This is a genomic window from Nocardiopsis sp. NPDC050513 (genome assembly GCF_044457925.1).
In the GTDB taxonomy this organism is placed as follows: Bacteria; Actinomycetota; Actinomycetes; order Streptosporangiales; family Streptosporangiaceae; genus Nocardiopsis.
The window spans coordinates 1-16,222 of the sequence record NZ_JBITHK010000024.1 but is presented as its reverse complement, the minus strand read 5'-3'; the positions used below and the strand labels follow the sequence as shown (position 1 = coordinate 16,222).

Annotated in this window: 20 protein-coding genes; 15 read left to right on the top strand and 5 right to left on the bottom strand. The window is 70.4% G+C overall.

Annotated elements, in window-relative coordinates; translation table 11 throughout:
• Nucleotides 1-283 precede the first annotated feature (283 nt).
• The 4 genes from ACIBFB_RS26555 to ACIBFB_RS26540 form a co-directional block, all read right to left on the bottom strand.
• Nucleotides 284-1,597 carry a hypothetical protein gene (locus tag ACIBFB_RS26555; protein WP_397234770.1) on the bottom strand — a complete coding sequence of 438 codons (1,314 nt, stop codon included), beginning with the start codon at nucleotides 1,595-1,597 and terminating at the stop codon, nucleotides 284-286.
• A 235-nt stretch (nucleotides 1,598-1,832) separates the two neighbouring features.
• A complete protein-coding gene (locus ACIBFB_RS26550; RefSeq protein WP_397234769.1) occupies nucleotides 1,833-2,384 on the bottom strand; it encodes a cysteine hydrolase in 552 nt (183 codons plus the stop codon).
• Nucleotides 2,385-2,401: 17 nt separating this feature from the next.
• The gene (locus ACIBFB_RS26545) at nucleotides 2,402-3,247 is read right to left on the bottom strand and encodes a hypothetical protein (protein ID WP_397234767.1); all 846 of its coding nucleotides are present in this window, start codon (nucleotides 3,245-3,247) and stop codon (nucleotides 2,402-2,404) included.
• A gap of 430 nt (nucleotides 3,248-3,677) precedes the next feature.
• Complete coding sequence (locus tag ACIBFB_RS26540) at nucleotides 3,678-4,001, bottom strand: GntR family transcriptional regulator (protein ID WP_397234765.1); 324 nt, start codon at nucleotides 3,999-4,001, stop codon at nucleotides 3,678-3,680.
• Between the two features lie 115 nt (nucleotides 4,002-4,116).
• Here ACIBFB_RS26540 and ACIBFB_RS26535 point away from each other — a divergent pair, with 115 nt between their 5' ends.
• The 15 genes from ACIBFB_RS26535 (at nucleotide 4,117) to ACIBFB_RS26465 (ending at nucleotide 15,385) form a co-directional block, all read left to right on the top strand.
• Entirely contained in the window at nucleotides 4,117-4,686 is a 570-nt protein-coding gene (locus ACIBFB_RS26535; protein WP_397234763.1) for a hypothetical protein, read from the top strand.
• A 32-nt stretch (nucleotides 4,687-4,718) separates the two neighbouring features.
• Nucleotides 4,719-4,991, top strand: a complete 273-nt coding sequence (locus ACIBFB_RS26530) for a hypothetical protein (protein ID WP_397234761.1) — start codon at nucleotides 4,719-4,721, stop codon at nucleotides 4,989-4,991.
• Nucleotides 4,992-5,021: 30 nt separating this feature from the next.
• A complete protein-coding gene (locus ACIBFB_RS26525) occupies nucleotides 5,022-5,312 on the top strand; it encodes a hypothetical protein (RefSeq protein WP_397234759.1) in 291 nt (96 codons plus the stop codon).
• A gap of 93 nt (nucleotides 5,313-5,405) precedes the next feature.
• On the top strand, nucleotides 5,406-5,825 hold the full coding sequence (locus ACIBFB_RS26520) for a hypothetical protein (protein ID WP_397234757.1): 420 nt from the start codon (nucleotides 5,406-5,408) through the stop codon (nucleotides 5,823-5,825).
• Nucleotides 5,826-5,934: 109 nt separating this feature from the next.
• Nucleotides 5,935-6,087, top strand: a complete 153-nt coding sequence (locus ACIBFB_RS26515) for a hypothetical protein (RefSeq protein WP_397234755.1) — start codon at nucleotides 5,935-5,937, stop codon at nucleotides 6,085-6,087.
• Nucleotides 6,088-6,089: 2 nt separating this feature from the next.
• Nucleotides 6,090-7,550: a winged helix-turn-helix domain-containing protein gene (locus ACIBFB_RS26510; protein ID WP_397234753.1), complete on the top strand. Its 1,461-nt coding sequence runs from the start codon at nucleotides 6,090-6,092 to the stop codon at nucleotides 7,548-7,550.
• A gap of 333 nt (nucleotides 7,551-7,883) precedes the next feature.
• Nucleotides 7,884-8,300, top strand: a complete 417-nt coding sequence (locus ACIBFB_RS26505) for an RRQRL motif-containing zinc-binding protein (RefSeq protein WP_397234751.1) — start codon at nucleotides 7,884-7,886, stop codon at nucleotides 8,298-8,300.
• The gene (locus tag ACIBFB_RS26500) at nucleotides 8,297-8,485 is read left to right on the top strand and encodes a hypothetical protein (protein WP_397234749.1); all 189 of its coding nucleotides are present in this window, start codon (nucleotides 8,297-8,299) and stop codon (nucleotides 8,483-8,485) included. The genes ACIBFB_RS26505 and ACIBFB_RS26500 overlap by 4 nt, the downstream gene beginning before the upstream one ends.
• 32 nt (nucleotides 8,486-8,517) lie before the next feature.
• A complete protein-coding gene (locus ACIBFB_RS26495) occupies nucleotides 8,518-9,183 on the top strand; it encodes a hypothetical protein (RefSeq protein WP_397234747.1) in 666 nt (221 codons plus the stop codon).
• A gap of 36 nt (nucleotides 9,184-9,219) precedes the next feature.
• Nucleotides 9,220-9,636 (top strand): hypothetical protein, encoded by a 417-nt coding sequence (locus ACIBFB_RS26490; RefSeq protein ID WP_397234745.1) that lies wholly within the window; start codon nucleotides 9,220-9,222, stop codon nucleotides 9,634-9,636.
• Nucleotides 9,637-9,644: 8 nt separating this feature from the next.
• Nucleotides 9,645-10,370: a hypothetical protein gene (locus ACIBFB_RS26485; RefSeq protein WP_397234743.1), complete on the top strand. Its 726-nt coding sequence runs from the start codon at nucleotides 9,645-9,647 to the stop codon at nucleotides 10,368-10,370.
• Between the two features lie 67 nt (nucleotides 10,371-10,437).
• The gene (locus tag ACIBFB_RS26480; RefSeq protein WP_397234741.1) at nucleotides 10,438-10,791 is read left to right on the top strand and encodes a hypothetical protein; all 354 of its coding nucleotides are present in this window, start codon (nucleotides 10,438-10,440) and stop codon (nucleotides 10,789-10,791) included.
• 283 nt (nucleotides 10,792-11,074) lie between these two features.
• Complete coding sequence (locus ACIBFB_RS26475) at nucleotides 11,075-13,270, top strand: hypothetical protein (protein WP_397234739.1); 2,196 nt, start codon at nucleotides 11,075-11,077, stop codon at nucleotides 13,268-13,270.
• A gap of 279 nt (nucleotides 13,271-13,549) precedes the next feature.
• A complete protein-coding gene (locus tag ACIBFB_RS26470; protein ID WP_397234737.1) occupies nucleotides 13,550-13,819 on the top strand; it encodes a hypothetical protein in 270 nt (89 codons plus the stop codon).
• 738 nt (nucleotides 13,820-14,557) lie between these two features.
• On the top strand, nucleotides 14,558-15,385 hold the full coding sequence (locus ACIBFB_RS26465; RefSeq protein WP_397234735.1) for a hypothetical protein: 828 nt from the start codon (nucleotides 14,558-14,560) through the stop codon (nucleotides 15,383-15,385).
• Nucleotides 15,386-15,470: 85 nt separating this feature from the next.
• Here ACIBFB_RS26465 and ACIBFB_RS26460 read toward each other — a convergent pair.
• Nucleotides 15,471-16,222, bottom strand: a 752-nt coding sequence (locus ACIBFB_RS26460; RefSeq protein ID WP_397234733.1) for a tetratricopeptide repeat protein, incomplete at its 5' end; no start/stop codon positions are given.

Sequence of the window (16,222 nt, the reverse complement as noted above, 5' to 3'; positions counted from 1 at the left end):
GAAAACAGAACCAGCCAGGACACAAGGAACACGACGCACTTCAGATAAAGACACTCTCGGATATAACTTGCTCCTCCCGGAGTAGCTTCCGAGTGTGGTCCGTCCCCGAGCGGCGGAGCGACAACGCCCCCGATCTACGGCGAACGGCCCCACATCCGCAGGTGTGGGGCCGTTCGCCGCGAGGTGGATCACACCTGCGGAAAGGGGTGGTGTGCTGGGCCGACCGGTCAGATACGACCGGTCGGCCCAGCACCTGCCCACGCACCCTCGTCCCAGGGAGCGATCACCTGTGCTTGGACAGGCGGGCCTTCTCCTCCACCGCGGCTCCGGCACGGGTCCGCTCGAACATCGCCTTGAGGCCGGCCAGCTCCCGTTCCCGGTCCTGGGCCGCGCGGCGCTCGGCCTCAGCGAGGTCGGCCCGCATCTGCTCCGCGAACTCGGCCTCGCTCTCGTCGCCGGGGTCCTCGACGTCCTCCGGCGGGGCCGGTGCGTCCTCGTGCTCGGGGCCGTCAACGTCGGAGGCCGCCTCCGGCGCAGCGGCCTGCTTGTACCGCTCGGCCTCTTCGGCGTTCTCCCGCTCGCAGACCGCGCACGTGCCCTCGAAGGTCTGCACGCCGTGCACGCCGCAGGTGCCGGTGCGGGCACCGCCCCGCGGCTGGGGCACGTCACGTTCCCCGCGCGCCTCTGAGGGCTCCTGTGCGCCGCGCTGCTCGCACGCCCACGGCCAGGCCACCTTGCGGACCTGTTCGGGCAGCAGACGCCATCCCAGCGCCCCAGGGAGGGTCCTGAACGTGCGGCGACCGTCCGGGCGCACCCAGTCCTGCTTCAGCCACGCCTCGTACTCCTCCCACGACAGGCCGGGCTGAGCCTCCACCACCGGGCGGGCCTTCTCCACGAGGGTGGCGAGACGCTGGTGCTCCTCCGCCGAGAGTTCCTCACCCGGCCGCAGGAGCTTGCCCGCGATCTGACGGATCAGGTTGGCCGAGGCCAGGGTCGGAGCCACGAAGTCGGCGCCGCCGCTCACCCCCCACACGGGTTCGTCGCCAGCAGAGGGCTCACCGGTCACGCGCGCACGCGCGTCCCCCTCCTCCCCCTCCTTCTTCTCTTGCTCTACCTGTGGTTGCTCTCTCTTATAGCCCTCCTGAAAACCAGGCCCTGGTTTCCAGTCACCGGTTGCGACCTGCGAGTTTGCAGCGTTTCCGCTGGTCATGTCCAGCGACTGGTTTTCAGTCCCTGGTGCCACAGACTGATTTTCAGGCGCTGGGGCTGAGCTGGGATTTTCCTGGGGTACGGGGTGGAGCTCGTAGAGGATGCGGCCCATCGTTCCGTCGGAGTTCCGCTCGCGTGTGCGCACGAGGTAGCCGTACTTCTCCAGCTCCTTGAGCGCCTTGCGGACCTTGTCCCGGCCGCCGAGATTGGCCTTCATCATCGTGGTCACGTCGAACCGGAACCGGGTGCTGTGGGAGGCCATCCACGCCGCGATCGCCCGTGCGGTGGCGGACAGGCGGGCGTCGCGGATGAACGCGCGGGGGAAACGGAACCACGGGTCGTCAGCCCACGAGGCGGACAACGCCACGTAGGAGCCCTGGTCGGTCATCTGTCGGTCTCTTTCTAGGCCGACACCGCGAGGGGGCTCACGTGTACCTCGTCGCACCAGGTGGGTACGATGGGGGCATAGCGTTCAGGTGTGAGTCCCGGTCGTGGCATCGACCAGCTCGATCTGCGGAGGCGAGGATCCCGGTTGCCGCCGGGGCCTCGCCTTTCTTCGTGTGACGCTAGCGCGTCGTGGGGTTATGGGTCAGGTGACAGCAAGGGGACATCCGAGATGTCCCCTACAGGGCCATAGGCGCGTTGAGGCCCAGTTCAGTGCTCGTGGTCATCTGGGCCGACCCGATGTTGCGACGCATGACGAACATGCCTGCATCGTGAGCTTGGGCCCCTGCGTGTGAGGCACATCCGTCCTCGATGACGACCGGCCGGATGTTGTTCTCGAACGCCCCCACCGCCGTCTGCGCAACGCAGCTCTCCGTATCCAAGCCGACGATGTAGGCGGTTCTCCACCCGTGCTTGGCGAAGAGGCTCTTCCCCTCCGCCGTGAACGTGGTGTAGATCCGCTTGTCGAGGACATGCGAGTCAGCAACGTAGGGCTGGAGTTCGGGGACGATGTCGATCTCCGGGACGGACTGCATCTTCGACCACTGGAGAAGTCGGGTGTAGGGGCTTCCCTCGTAGTTGATGTATCGGGTCATCAGTACTGGGGCTCCAACGGAGTGCCACTGTCTCACGAGGTTCACCACGACCGGGATGACGTGGGCAGACGCCGAGGACACGAAGCCGTTCTGTGCGTCCACCACTACGAGTACGTCGCTGAATCCAGGGCGCATGGCCGTGGTCCTTCCTGTCACAGGATGCGTGTCGGGGCTGCGTCACGCAGCAGGTCAATGGCGGTCGGAAGCATCGTCCGAAGCTCTGAGGTGTCGATTACGGCGTCGCGCATAGCGCGTACCTGACGCGTCTCAGTCGGCCGTGGGCGCGTGATACGACTTCCGACCCCCCTCAGCCATCGCCAACCGTAAGTGGGATCCACTGGCGGATCCTCTCCGGCCTCCACAGTGGCGTTGATGTTGTGACACCAGCTCCACAGGGCTTGGCACAGAGTCTCGAAATCGCCCAGCTCGTCGGGCTGTAGGGCTCGGTCTGCCGCCACGGGCGCGTATGCGACACCTGACCAGCTCGCATAGCCAACGGAGACTCCCGGGACCCCGAATTCCACCAGACCGTTGCCGGCCTCGAACCCGGTCTGCCAAGCGGTGCGTTCCGCGATCTCGGCTCCTGCCCGAAGCTGCTCGATCGTAGGCTCCCCTTGGCGGCGCAAGAGTGCGGATGGCGTGCTCATGATGCGCACCGCCGTGTCCAGGTCACGGTCGTTCCATGGGGACTGAGCAAGCCACCAAGTTCCCAACACGTACTCCGGAGAGCTGCTAATGGACGGCCACACGGATCGTAGAAGAGCCTCAATGCGGGGGCGATCCGTCACGTAGCTCATGTGTCGCCACACCGCCAGATCAGCCAAGTTGGCGAACGTGTGTGTTTCACGCAGTTCGGCCACGACCACGCCGAACGGGAAGGCGGTCACGATCACCAGTGCATGCGGGTCATGCGGCCAGGGCAGCTTGGTGCGTGCACAGTCAACACCACCGATGCTGTAAGCGATCATCTCCGGCCATCGAATGATCTGATCGGCCACGGCCGAGTCCACCTTGATCGGGACATACTTGCGGCACGATGCGATGAACTGTCCCGCTTGGGGTCCTTCGCTCTCTTGCCGTGGCGAGCCGAAGAGCACAGTCGGGGAGGTGCGGAGAACCTCGCTGATCAACTGGCGGTAGATGTCCGTGGGGGACTGTACCTGCCCGCTTTCGATCCTCTTCAGGGCCTTGTCTGCGGATTCGCTGGTGATCCTGCCCTGGGAGGCTGCGGCGACACGCCGGGCGAGCTGTGCACGGGAAAGCCCAATCTCCTGTCGGGCTAGGGCCAACGCCCTATTCGGCATGGGGGTGGGGGAAGAAGGCATGTTTCCTCGCTGGTGGGGACATCCGTCGTGTCAGCGGTGTCCGGTCCTGTCCTCTGGGCGCAGCGACGATGTCCAGTGATCCTGGCTATATGAAATCGAGCGATCACGCTGAGGCCCGCCTTCGCAGTGCGGCGACCTCGTCTTCAAGGTGCGCCAACCGGTCGGTGAGCTCCTGGAGACGGTCTTCTACGGTCGGCTCAGCAGAGCTGGGGTCAGTGACGAACCACCCGACCCCTTGCTGTGAGGCGGCGCGTCCCTCGTCGCGGAGCTTCTCCAGTGCACGGCGGGCGGTCACGGTGGCCACATCGTGGTTGCGGGCCAGCGTGTTGATACTCGGGTACCTGTCTCCGGGGCGAAGTCGACCTGCGGACAGCTCTTCTCGCAGGTCCTGGAGGACGCGCATGTACGGCTGCTGTGGCGTGCTCATGATCTGACCCTACCTAACTAACTCATCAGAGATAAGTAGTTGAGGGCACTTGACAACCCCAACTGTGCTTAGTCATGCTAGCTTATATAAGCAAGGCTGATGGAGGGGAAGCCTCGTGTTGCTGCTCGACAAGGTTGTCGCCGCCACCGGTACCACCCGCGCTGACGTGCTCCGCGTGCTCAACCACGGCGGCACCACCCGCGCCGACTGGGACATCGCCCACGCGATCGAGGACATCACCGGCCGGTCCGCCTACGAGCTGATGCGCACCGCCGGCCACGACGAGTTCGTCGCCGAGCTGTGGGCTGACGCCCGAGCCGAGACCGACCAGGCCCCCGCCCCCACCAACCCCCACGCCGAGCACGACCCGCAGGTCGTCATCTACGGCGAGAACACCGCCCCCGACGCCCCCCAGACGGTTCTCCCGGATCACCCCCACGACGAGGACACCGTCCCGACCCGCGAGGAACAGGCCCAGGCCGCGCACGCCGACCTCGCCCACGTCCTGGACGACGACCAGGTCGCCGCCCGCCTCGCCACAAAGTGGGCCTCGCGGATCAGCGCGGTCCACCAGGCCGCGAAGCAGCAGGTGCAACAGCTCCTGCTCTCCCACACCGACCCGCGTATCCGCCGCCGCGCGGCCTACCGGGCTCGCCGAGCCCGCCGCATAGCGCTGGCCGCCTGACCACACCCACACAGCACCGAGAGGGGACATCTATGCGCCTGACCCACCGCCGACGCCGCGCCGGGCTGCTCGTGGACCACCTGGCCGATGCCGCCCGCAGGCTGACCGACCGGGTCGAGGACCTCACCGAGACGGCCCAGGACACCGCCAACGACCTGCGGGCGGCCGAGCACACCATCGCCGAGATCCGCGCCGCCTACACCGTCCCCGGCTACGTGGACGAGGCGACCCTGCCTGAGGACCTGCGGATGATCGTCCGCCGCGCTCTGGCCGCTGACGCCGCGCTGGACGCGCCCGCCGCCTGACCCCCGCCCCACCTTCGCCAGGAGGATTCCGTGACCACCACACACGCGATGCCGACGGTGCCACCCCAGTACCGCTGGCCGGAGACCACCATGACCAACCCGGCCCCCGACACCCCGTTCCAGGTCCACCTGCTCGTGCGCGAGTCGGGCGAGTACGAGGACACCACCACGACCGTGATCGCCGCGCTGACCTGCGAGGAAGAGGCCTCCCGGCTGATGCGGGTCCGTGAGGAGATCGAAGACCAGGGCGACGCGGTCAGCTACTCGATCGAGACCGTGACGGTGCACGCCACCGCGGCCGCCGCGCTCGGCCTGGCCTGACCAGGACCGAACACCAGACGAGCCCGCCCCGGGATTCCGGCCCTGGGCGGGCTCTCGCACACCCACACCCATCCTGACCAGGAGGACACGCAGATGTACGACGACGAGCCTACCTACCGCGACCCGCTGGAGGCCATCGAGGAGCTGCTCGCCATCCGCGAGCACTCCCCGACCTTCTGGGAAACCGGCGCGGCCGAGCTGACCACCGCCGACCCGTTCGAGCACCCGTCCTGGGACGTGCACGAGGCGCTGACCGGTGAGGACGGGTGGGACGACCCCGCCGAGGCCGCCCGGGTCCTGGACCAGACGGTGGTCGAGGACGCCCGTCTGGTCGGGCTGGCCGACACCCCCACCGCCCGCCCCCGGGTGTACGCCATCGACGACGTGCTGGCCGACCGGTACCCGACCCCGTCCGAGGAGCTGCGCACCCAGCTGCTGGCCCTGGTCCCGGTCGACGGGTCCGGCCTGTGGCCCATCGCCGACGACTACGCCGATCGGGGGGCGGCCGCATGAGGTGCGACTTCCTGATCTGGGCTCCCGGCGTGGTCTACACCCACTGCGGGGCCGAGATGGAGTGGGACGTCTTCCGCGGCGTGTACGTGTGCGTCTGCGGGGCGACCCGATGATCGCCCTGGTCATCGCCGCCGCCGTCCTCGTCACGATCGCGGTCCCCGTGCTGCTCCTGGCCGCCACCGGCGGCCCCGTCCTGATCCACACCGAACACGAGTTGCCCGAACCCGCCCGCACCCGCCGCGCCCCGAAGAAGGAGGGCTGACCATGCCGCGCAAGAAGAACAAGCCGCACCCCGCCGGGGCGCCGGTCGAGGAGTCCCCGGCTGTGGACCTGACCCAGGTCGTGGCCGCCTACGCCGCCCAGGCCAAAGCGGCCGCCGACCTGGCCGAGGTCGACACCGCCCACCTGGACACCCCCACCGCCAACCCCAACGCCCTGGCCACGCTCAACGCCGAGCGTGACGCCACCGCCCGCGCCAAGATCCAGCTCGACTTCGAGCGCGAGCGCCTGGTCGCCCGCGACGCCCACCAGGTGCTGCTGGACCAGATCGCCCAGCGCCGCCACCGCGCCACCGCGGTGACCGCGCGTTCGGAGCGCGCTGTGGCCGAGGGCCTGGCCGACGCCGACGAGGCCACCGCCCAGTTGGCCACGATCCGCGAGTTCGAGGCCGCGGCCTCCCCGGCCGCCGCCGCCACCGCGCTGACCCGCGCGGTCCGCGGCTGGCGGCGCGAGGAGTTCGTCAACGCCATCGTCGGGTCCGCCTTGAGCGCGGTGGGCATCGCCGCGCTGCTGGTCGCCCTCACCTCGCTGACGTGGTGGACCGCCCCTCTGGTCGCGGCCGCCGCTGAGGTGGTGCTGACCATGCGCGTGGTGCGGCTGATCTCCCAGCGCGCCACGCTGGCCGAACGCCACAAGGGCCAGACCCTCTCCCGCGAGGGGAAGGCCGCGCTGGTGTTCATGGGACGGCAGATCCTCGTCCTGCTGGCCGTCTCGGTCCTGGTCAACCTGGCCGGGCTGGTCGTGGCCACCGGGTGGCTGGGACTGATCGGCGTGCTCGGCGCCCTCGCGGCCGCCGTGTCGTCCTGGTCGGCGGCCAAGGTGTCGGTCGCGGTCACCGAGACGGTGCGCTCCAACGTGAAGGAGTGGCAGGGCTCGGACTGGGAGCGGGCGCGCGAGGAGCTGCGCACCCGGGCCGCCGGCGCGCACATCCCCACGCCCGAGGACGCGCCCACCGCCCCGGCCCGCCAGGAAGTCGACCCCGCGCACATCGAGCAGAGCGAGTCCGAGCGGCTGCGCAGCATCCTCGCGGGACTGGCCGATGAGCAGATCGCCGCGCTGGCCGACCGGGGCACCGACGCCCTGGCCGCCATGCTCAACCGCTCCCAGCCGCCCACCGAGGGCGGCACCGCGGCTCTGGCACAGGGCCCGCACGACCCGACCGGCACCCCGTCCGAAGCGAGTGGAACCCCGGGTGGAACCCACGGGTTCCAGGGGGGTTCCACCACCGCTGACCAGTACGAGCAGCCCCAGCCCACGGGCAACTGCCTGCGCGTGTTGGAGGCCATCCGCGACCCCCGGAACGGGCTGGGTTCCACGGTGACCAACACCGCCCTGGCGGACCAGTTGGACCTGTCCCGCACCGCGGTGCGCAAGCACCGCAACTGGCTCAAGGAGCACGGCTACCTCCCGTCCGATGTGACGACCACAGACCAGACCGACCAGTGACCGACCGCCCGCCCCCACCAACGAGGTGGGGGCGGGCCCACCCGCTCCGGCGGGTGAGCAGACCCGCCCCGACCGCCGGACGGGGCGGGTCTGCTCACCACTCCGGGGTCCCGTGACGCACCAGATGGCGACGCAAAGGCTTCCGCGCCTGCGAGCGCCTCTTCGTGCGAGCGGCCCCACGCCCATCCGCACACCCCCTGACCTCGAAAGGAGGACCCGATCCAACACCGATCCCACGCTCCCCGCGCCCCGCCCACCGGCCGGGGCCGAACCGGGCCGTCACAGCATCGGCGTGGCGGCCCTTGACCCCTTATGACCAGGAAGGAGATACACGTGGCCGCCACCTCCCCCGCCCGCTTTCTCGATCCGACCGGCGAACGCTTCGGCGTCCCCACGTTCCCGTGGGGCTGGTCGCACTTCTTCGACCCGGACCTGCGCACCAAAGCCCAACTGAGGGCCGAGGGCTTGAGCATCGCGGGCCTGGAGGTGGCCGGCCAGCTCAAGTGGCGGTCCACCCGGGCCGGGAACGTGGCCGGGGTTCGCACCGCGAACCTCTACCGCCGTTCGGCGGCCCGCCCGGTCCGCCCCTTGAGTCCGGCCCGTGAACGGTCGCTGGCCCGCGCCTACCTGGCCCGATGCACCTGTACCGGGTGCGGGCGGCTGTGGGACGTGTGCCTGCCCACCTCGAACGGGCGGATGTGCCCCACCGGGTGCGCCCACGCCGACCAGCTCCTGGAGGCGGCCGCGTGAGGCATCGCATCGAGGTCCGGCCGGTGCCGGTCCCCGAGTGGGTCCTGCACTGGCCCCAGTGCTCGTGCGGGTGGCGCGGCGACATCCTGCGCACCCGCCCGCTCGCCGTCGACCAGGCGGACGAGCACCTGACCGAGCACCACCCCGACGACGACGTCGTGCAGCCCGCGCTGTTCGACGCCTGACCTGCACACACGCTCACAGATGGGAGGGGCCGATGGTCCCGCTGAACACCACCACTGGCCGCGCCCCGGCGCGCGGCCGCCGTCCCGAGGACGCCCCGCGTTTGTCGGCGGTGCCATCCGGCCCCGCCCCGAGTCCGGGCAAGGCCGCCGCGGCGGCCCCGGCCGGGCTGCCCGAGGAGCTGGCCGGGGCGGTCCTGGGCACCCAGGCCCCGCCCACGGCGGCGCCGAAGGCGCCCGCGGCCCGGACGGCCGGGCCCGCTCCGGAGCCCCGGGCCGAGTCCCCGGTGCGGGTGCCGGCCCCCGCGCCCGAGCAGGACCAGGGCGCGGAACCCACGGCCCCCGACACCACCCCGACCAGCACCGAGACCACGAAGGAGACCGCGTTGGTGGCCGTGGAGAGCCGCAGCGCCGCTGAGGCCGAGCGCGCCATCAAGTGGCTCGGGGTGACGTTCCGCCCGCCGGACGTGTGGCGCGAGCGCCAGCCCTCCCTGAAGGAGGAGTGGGACTTCGTGATGAAGGGCGACCACCTGCCCGAGCAGGGCCTGTGGCGGGCCGCCGCCCGCGGCTACGCCGCCCCCGCGATCGGGGTGATCAGCCTGCTGCACTTCCTCATCTGGGTGCTGCGCTCCCCGGCCCGCCACGCCACCGTGTGGGCCGTGGTCGCCCTGACCGCCGTTTCCGCCGCATTCATGCTCTGACCTGCCAAGACTCGACTGACGAGAGGAGTTCCTTCGATGTACACCATCGGTGCCGCGCTGTGCCTGAGCCTGTTCTGGTTCCTGCGCAAGAAGGCCCACTGGTCGATCGCGGCGTTCTTCGCCGTGGCCGGGGGCGCCCTGTTCGCCTTCTCCTTCCTCGGAGGGTGGGCGACCAGCCTGATCCTGTGGGTCCTGGACTTCGTCCTGGGCCTGTTCCCCGAGCCCATCCCCGCCGCGTCCGCCCTGGCCGCGATCGCGGTGTTCTTCCTGGTCATGGTCGCCATCGACGTGTGGAACGACCGCAGGTTGGACCAGCACGGCCAGTGGGCCGCGATCTGCCTGCCCGTGGTCATCCTGGCCGCCGGCGGCGCCGTGGGCGGTGTCGGCGGGTCCGTCGTCACCTCCCTGGCGGGGGCGGGCACCAACATCTTCGGCCCGCTGCTGGGCTGGTGAGGTGAGACGTGGAGATGCTGATCCTGGCCGCGGTGGCGGCCTTCTTCGTCAAGAACGCGGCCCTGGACTTCGGGCACATGGCCACCGGCCGGACCCCACCGAGCCACGCCTACCGGATGGCGAAGCTGCGGGAGAAGGCCGCACGCGAGCGGCGGCGCCTTCAGGCCGACCCGGACCTGCGGGGCGGCCTGAAGATGGTGCTGCGGCACTGCTACCTGGACGCCTGCGAGGACCTGGACGCCTGGCGGGCCAATCGCCATGCCACCAAGCCCGAGCGCAAAGCCGCTGCTCGCGCACGTCGCGAGCAGCGTGAGGGGTTTACCGCACGGTGGGGGTGGCGCAAGGGCGACCCGATGCCCGACGACGTGATCGACGCCGAGATCGTCGACGAGGACGAAGGGCTCACCCCCGAGGAGCCGCCCGCGGCCGACGCCGGGGGCCCCGGGGGTGCCCGGCCCCGCCGGACCTCCAGGCGCACCACCACGACCACGACGTCGTCGACGGTCACCGAAGAAGAGTCCCGGCCGGGGTCGGACGTCGTGCTGCTGACCCCCGATGAGGAGACCGTCAAGCCGCCGCTGCCGCACCGGCGCATGGTGCTGATGACCATGCTCGCCACCGCCGGCTATGCCCCCGACACCGAGGCCATCGGGGCGATGACCTCCGAGGAGGTCGACGCCGCGATCACCGCGCTGATCGCGCACGAGCGCGCCACCCGCACCGCCTCCCACTGACCCACACCCGAACCCCGGGGCCGGACCGCCGGTCCGGCCCCTTGACCGTCACACCGAGAGGAACACCATGAGCACGCAGATCGGCAACGGCAACACCGTCGCCACCAACGGCAACTCCTCGCTGCGCTACAGCGACGCCTCCGGCTTGGACGCCCACGCCCAGACCATCACCGGCATCGGCTCCCTGGTCAAGCAGGGCAACCAGATGCTGGAGATCGTCGAAGGCCAGATGCGGTCCGCCGACATGGGCACCGAGGTCACCTCCGAGCTCGCGACGCTACGGGACCTGGGCACCGCCTACATCGCTCAGGCCATCCGGGCCCGCGCCAAGCTCGAAGAGGTCAACCGCGCGGTCCAGGAGGCCTACGAGGCCTCCCGCGGCCAGGCCGCCGACAAGGGCTACCAGCTCGGTGGCCGGTAGCCGCTGACGCCGGACGCCGTTCCACGGGCCGCTCCCGCGTGCGGGGGCGGCCCCCTTCATGCCCGTTTTCGGTGACCGAACGTGATGAGGCATCAGTGAGACGTTCTCTCACGATGTCTCATGACGTTTGTCCCCGGCTGCGAATTATCTACCGATTTTCGGTGAGGCAAACCCCCGCCACAGGCCCTGATCCAGGGCTCTGCGGCGGGGGTGAGGCAACGAGACATCCCGCCCCCGCCCCGGGTTCGGGCACGCACAGTAACTGATCTGGAAGGAGCCCGTCGTGGCCAAGAAGTCGAAGAAGACCCCGCCCACGGCCGCCCCGGTCGCGCCCGCCCTGCCGCCCGAGGTGCTGGCCGCCCTCGGGCAGCAGCCCACGCACCAGGAGCCGCGCACCTTCAAGAGTGAGGGTGTGGGCGCGATCATCGCGGCCGGATGGAAGGCGATCTTCCGCCCCGGCGAGAACAGCCTGCGGGTCCACATGGCTGCCCAGTTCTACCCGTGGAAGGTCGGCGGCCTCGTGCTGGCCGCCGGAGTGGTCGCCGCGCGGGCCGCGGCGGTCTCGGGCACGCACGCCCTGGTGCTCGCTCTGGCCACCGGCACCGGCGCGTGGGCGGCGCTGCGGATCCTGCGCACCGTCAAGGCCCGCAAGCACCGCGCGACGAAGCTCGCCTCGGAGTGGGCCGAGGTCGACCCCGCCCACGCGAGGGTGTGCGCGGCCGCGGCCGGGGTGTGGCTGATGGCCGTCATCCTCATTCAGCCGTCCACGCTCACCGCCTGGTGGTGGTCCGGGCTGGTCGGCCTCCTGGCGCTGCTCGCCCTCGGGAGCCGGTTTTGGGCACACCACCGGGTGCCCCGGGTCCTGGCGGCCGTGGACGAAGCGGTCGCACCGCCGCCCCCGCCGGGGGAGCACGTGGTGGCCCGCAAGTGGCGCACCCGCGTGGCCAACGGCAACGGCGCGCTGCCTGGCACCAAGCTCACCGACCTGGTGGACGAGTCCTACGGGGTGCGCGGCCGGTTGCACCTGGTGCCCGGGCGCCAGACCATCACCTCGGTGCGGGCGGCGCAGGGCTACATCGCCACCGCCCTGGGGGTCTCGGAGGCCGACATCCTCATCGAGCAGGTCGAGCCGACCGAGGACGACCCCAAGCCGGACTCCTCGATCCTGGACGTCAAGGTCGTCACCGTCGGGATGCTCACCCAGAAGGTCCCGTTGGAGGGCGAGCGCCTGGTCGTGGACGGCGACGACGTGTCGATCCGGATGGGCCCCTACGCCGACGGCGACGGCGAAGCCCTGTGGCGCCTGTACACCGCCGACTCGATCTGGGGCGGGTTCGTGGCCGGGTCCACCGGCTCCGGTAAGTCGGGGCTGATCGACGCCCTGGCGCTGGGCATCTGGCAGACGCAGAACACGATCGTCATCTACCTGGACCCGAAGAACGGCGGGTCGTCCCCGCGGATCTTCGACCGGGCGCACTGGTCGGTGGGCAAGGACCCCGGCACGTGGGACGCCATCTTGGACGGGCTGATCGAGGTGATCGAGGCCCGTGGCCTGGAGAACTCCGCACGGCTCAAGGTCTCGGGGTTCACGCCGTCGAAGGAGCGGCCGGGGATCGTGGTGATCGTGGACGAGTGCCACGTCGTCATCAACCCTGGCAACGCCGAGCGATGGGGTCGGGTGGGTCGTGAGGGCCGCGCCGCCGGTGTCCAGGCCGTCTACGCCAGCCAGATCTACGGGTTGCAGACCTTCGGCGGCGACGACGCGGTCCGCTCTTCCGCGACTGCCGGGAACACGGTGGCGCTGCGGGTCTCGCGCAACCAGTCGACGATGATCGCCGACATCCCGCTCGATCCGTCCACGCTGCCCAAGATCACCGGCGTCGGGCTGGTCGACAGCGGCCGCGAGGCCCCGTTCAAGGCGGCGTGGGCTCCCAGCGAGACCACCGCCGCACAGATGGACGCCGCGCTCGAACACGCTCCCCAGGAGCTGGACCCGCTCGCGGCGGGCGCCTTCGACGCCGGAACCAAGGGCCTGTACAGCCGCCGTCACGAGATCGCCGAGCAGCAGGTCGCCAACGCCGAAGAGCGGCTGCGGGCCTATGAGTCCGGGCGGGTGCCGGCCGCCCGCGAGGCCACCGACACCGAGATGGCGCTGCCCAACATCACCGGGCCGACGCTGTTCGAGATCCCCGACATCGACCCGGCGCTGCTCACCGACACCGACCTCGGGCTCGGGATCCTCGCGGCCGCCAACCGCGACCCCCACGAGGAGCTGCTGGCGACGTGGTCGGGTGCGGCCCGGGCCGTCCTGGCCACGCTGATCGAGCACGGGTCGTTGCGCCGGGGCGAGATCGAGCAGCGCGTGATGGAGGCCGAGCAGTGCTCGCGGGCCACCGTGTCGCGGGCCCTGGACGACCTGGCCGAGGCCGAGGTCATCGAGCCGCTGCCCAAGCGCAAGGGCTGGCAGCTCACCGCCTGAGAACACCCAGCGTCACCGAAACGACGGGCGAGACATCCACACCGATGTCTCGCCCGCTTCGTCACTATTCGCGTGCTTCCACCCGTTTTTCAGGTGAGGCAAACCCCCGCCACAGGCCCGGATCCCGGGGACCGGGGCGGGGCTGAGGCAACGACACATTCCCGCCCGGCCCCGGCCGTGGTCACCCACCGCGACCGAAGGACGGGACGGGCCGTCTCGCCGAAAGCCCGCCCGCCCTGCACCGCTGACCCTGTCCCCAACGAGCATGGGAGGACGCCCGTGACCCGAACCGACACCCTCGCCGCCCTGGAACGGCTGGAGCTGCACACCGAGGTCGTCGTCGAAACCGACACCGGGAACGTGGTGACCGGGAGTCTGACCGACTACAGCAGCCACCACCTGTGGCTGGACGGCCACGACCACGAGGACACCCACCACGCCCGCCCGTGGCGGGCCCGGCTGAGCGCGGTCACGCGTGTGGAGCGGGTGCCCGAACCGCCGCGCTGGTCCTGGGCGGCGGTGGCCAAGCACCGCCGCGAGCGCCTTTGAACCGGGACACACTCGCCCCCGCAACGGATCGTTGCGGGGGCTTTCTTGTGCCCGGGTTCGCGGCCGGCCCAGCCAGCGGCCAGCGCCCGTGGGCCTGCCTGAGCGCGGGTTTTCGTTCCGATGTTCCTCACGCTGTGTCTCGTGGGGGTGGCCAACCTTCGGGAAGGATCCGGAGCGGGCCGCGCGGGCAGTATGTTCGGCCCATTGCCCGTTGAAGGAGAGAGTCCCCATGGCCGCACACGAACCGTCCCCAGTACCCGAGCAGGAGCTTCCCAGCACCGTCGGCCAGCGGAAGTCGCCTGGCTCGCGCATCACATACGTCAACGGCCTGGCCATCCGCGACCCCGCGCCCCGTCCATTGCGTCCGGCGCTCAAGCGTGCGGCGGCCCAAGGTCCGACCCCGGGAGCTCGTTCGGATTCCCAGTCGGCCGCGCGCCGCGTACCGGCGGGCACAACCGCCCAGCGCAAGGGCCCGCGTCTCGGGTAGGGGGCGAACCAAGTAGGCGCGAAAGGGCAGCGGAGGTTCTCCGGCAATGGCTGGGATGGTGTTCCCGGTTCAGGGCCGGTGAGGAGGGCGGTGGGCGCGTGGGGGCGGGTGCGAAGCCGGGTCGCCGCCCCCCAGGGGCGTTCCGGTGCGGCCAACCTCCGGGAAGGTTCACTTATCAGGGGCCAGAATTCGCGGAAAAGCGCGTCAGCCCAAGGCTGACAAAGACATGCTGTCAGTCTTAGACTGACAGCATGAGTCGATCGCAGACCCTCCGCCGTCTCGCGGCCACCCTGGCAGCCGAACACCCCGGCTGCCACGCCCAAGCCACCTACGACGCCGCTGACCGAGGCTGGACCCTGTCCTGGGTCGACGGCCCCACCACCGCCTCGGTGCGCGAGCGCCTCCCGGCCGACGAGCGGGTGGACCTTCGGCGCCACCACGGCCGCCGCGCCCTGGCCGTCGCCGCGGTGGCGCTGTCGCTGTCGGGAGGGCTGGCCCGCTACGACCGCTACGACCGGTGGGGGCTGGAGGACGCTGTGACCGACCACCTGACCCCGATCACCGATCCGCACACCACCGGCGGCCGGACCGGGGCGCTAGCCGACGCCCTGCTGGAGCACCTGGCCGAGCGTGTGGAAGCGGCCGACATCGCCAAGACCGTGCACGAACGCGGGGTCGCCCGCCTACTGCGTCAGCCCAACGCTGACAGCGACGCGGTCGGGGAGGAGGACCCGCTGGTGATGGGCCCGGCCGAGTACCTCACCTCCCGGTACGCCACCGGCCAGGCCGCCCTGGACTGGAGCGCTCGCCTGGTCACGGCCCCGGCCGCCGAACTGGTCGCGGCCGCTCTGGAGGATGAGCGCCTCGATACCGGCGGGCACCTGGCCGTGGTCACGCTGCTGAGGCAGATGCGCGCCGAACAGGAGCGCTTGGAGGACCGGGCGCTGGCGGCCGCGCACGCGGCGGGCGCCTCGTGGGCGCGGATCGGCGCCGCGATGGGGATCACCCGCCAGTCCGCGCACGCCCGCGCGAGTCGCCGGGCGACCGGACGCCCCACCCGATCGTCAGCGCAACACTGACACCTACCGCCGACCCTCACTTATCGGAGGTCAGAAACCGGTCAAGCCAGCAGCGGCCGAGCACATCCCGACGCCACAGTGATGCTCACTCAGCACCCTCTATCTCCTGGATCCGCTGCCGCCAGGCTTCGGCCTCCTCCACCCGTCCTGTCTCCGCCAGCAGGTCCCCGAGGTTGTTCATCGCGCGGGTGTCGCCTTGCTGGGCGGCCTTGCGGTACCAGGCTTCGGCCTCTTCTTCCTGACCCGCCTCCTCCAACTGAGCCCCGAGGAAGAACATCGCGTTGGTGTCGCCTGCGTCGGCGGCCTGTCGCAACCACGGGCTGGCCTCCTCCGCGCGGTCGGACAGAAGCAGCAAGAGCGCGAGGACGGCCATCGCGTCGGCATCGCCACGCTCAGCGGCCTTCCGAAGCCAAGGTTCAGCTTCCTCAGTACAGCCCACCTTGCTTAGCAGGAGCCCGAGGTTAAACATCGCGCTGACGTCGTCTTGTTCGGCCGCCCTCCGGTACCAGCCCTCGGCCTCCTCTGCTCGGTCCGCCTCCTCCATCAAGGTCCCGAGGTTGACCATGGCGTGGGTGTCGTCTTGTTCAGCGGCCCGCTGGTACCAGTTCTCGGCCTCCTCCGCCCGGCCCGCCTCCTCCATCAGCCTTCCGAAGTTGACCATGGCGTGGGTGTCGTCTTGTTCAGCGGCCTTCCGGTACCAGGCCTCGGCTTTCCTGGTGTGGCCCGCCTGTGCCAGCAAGACCCCGAGGTTAAACATCGCGCTGACGTCGTCTTGTTCGGCCGCCCTCCGGTACCAGCCCTCGGCCTCCTCTGCTCGGTCCGCCTCCTTCAGCAGGG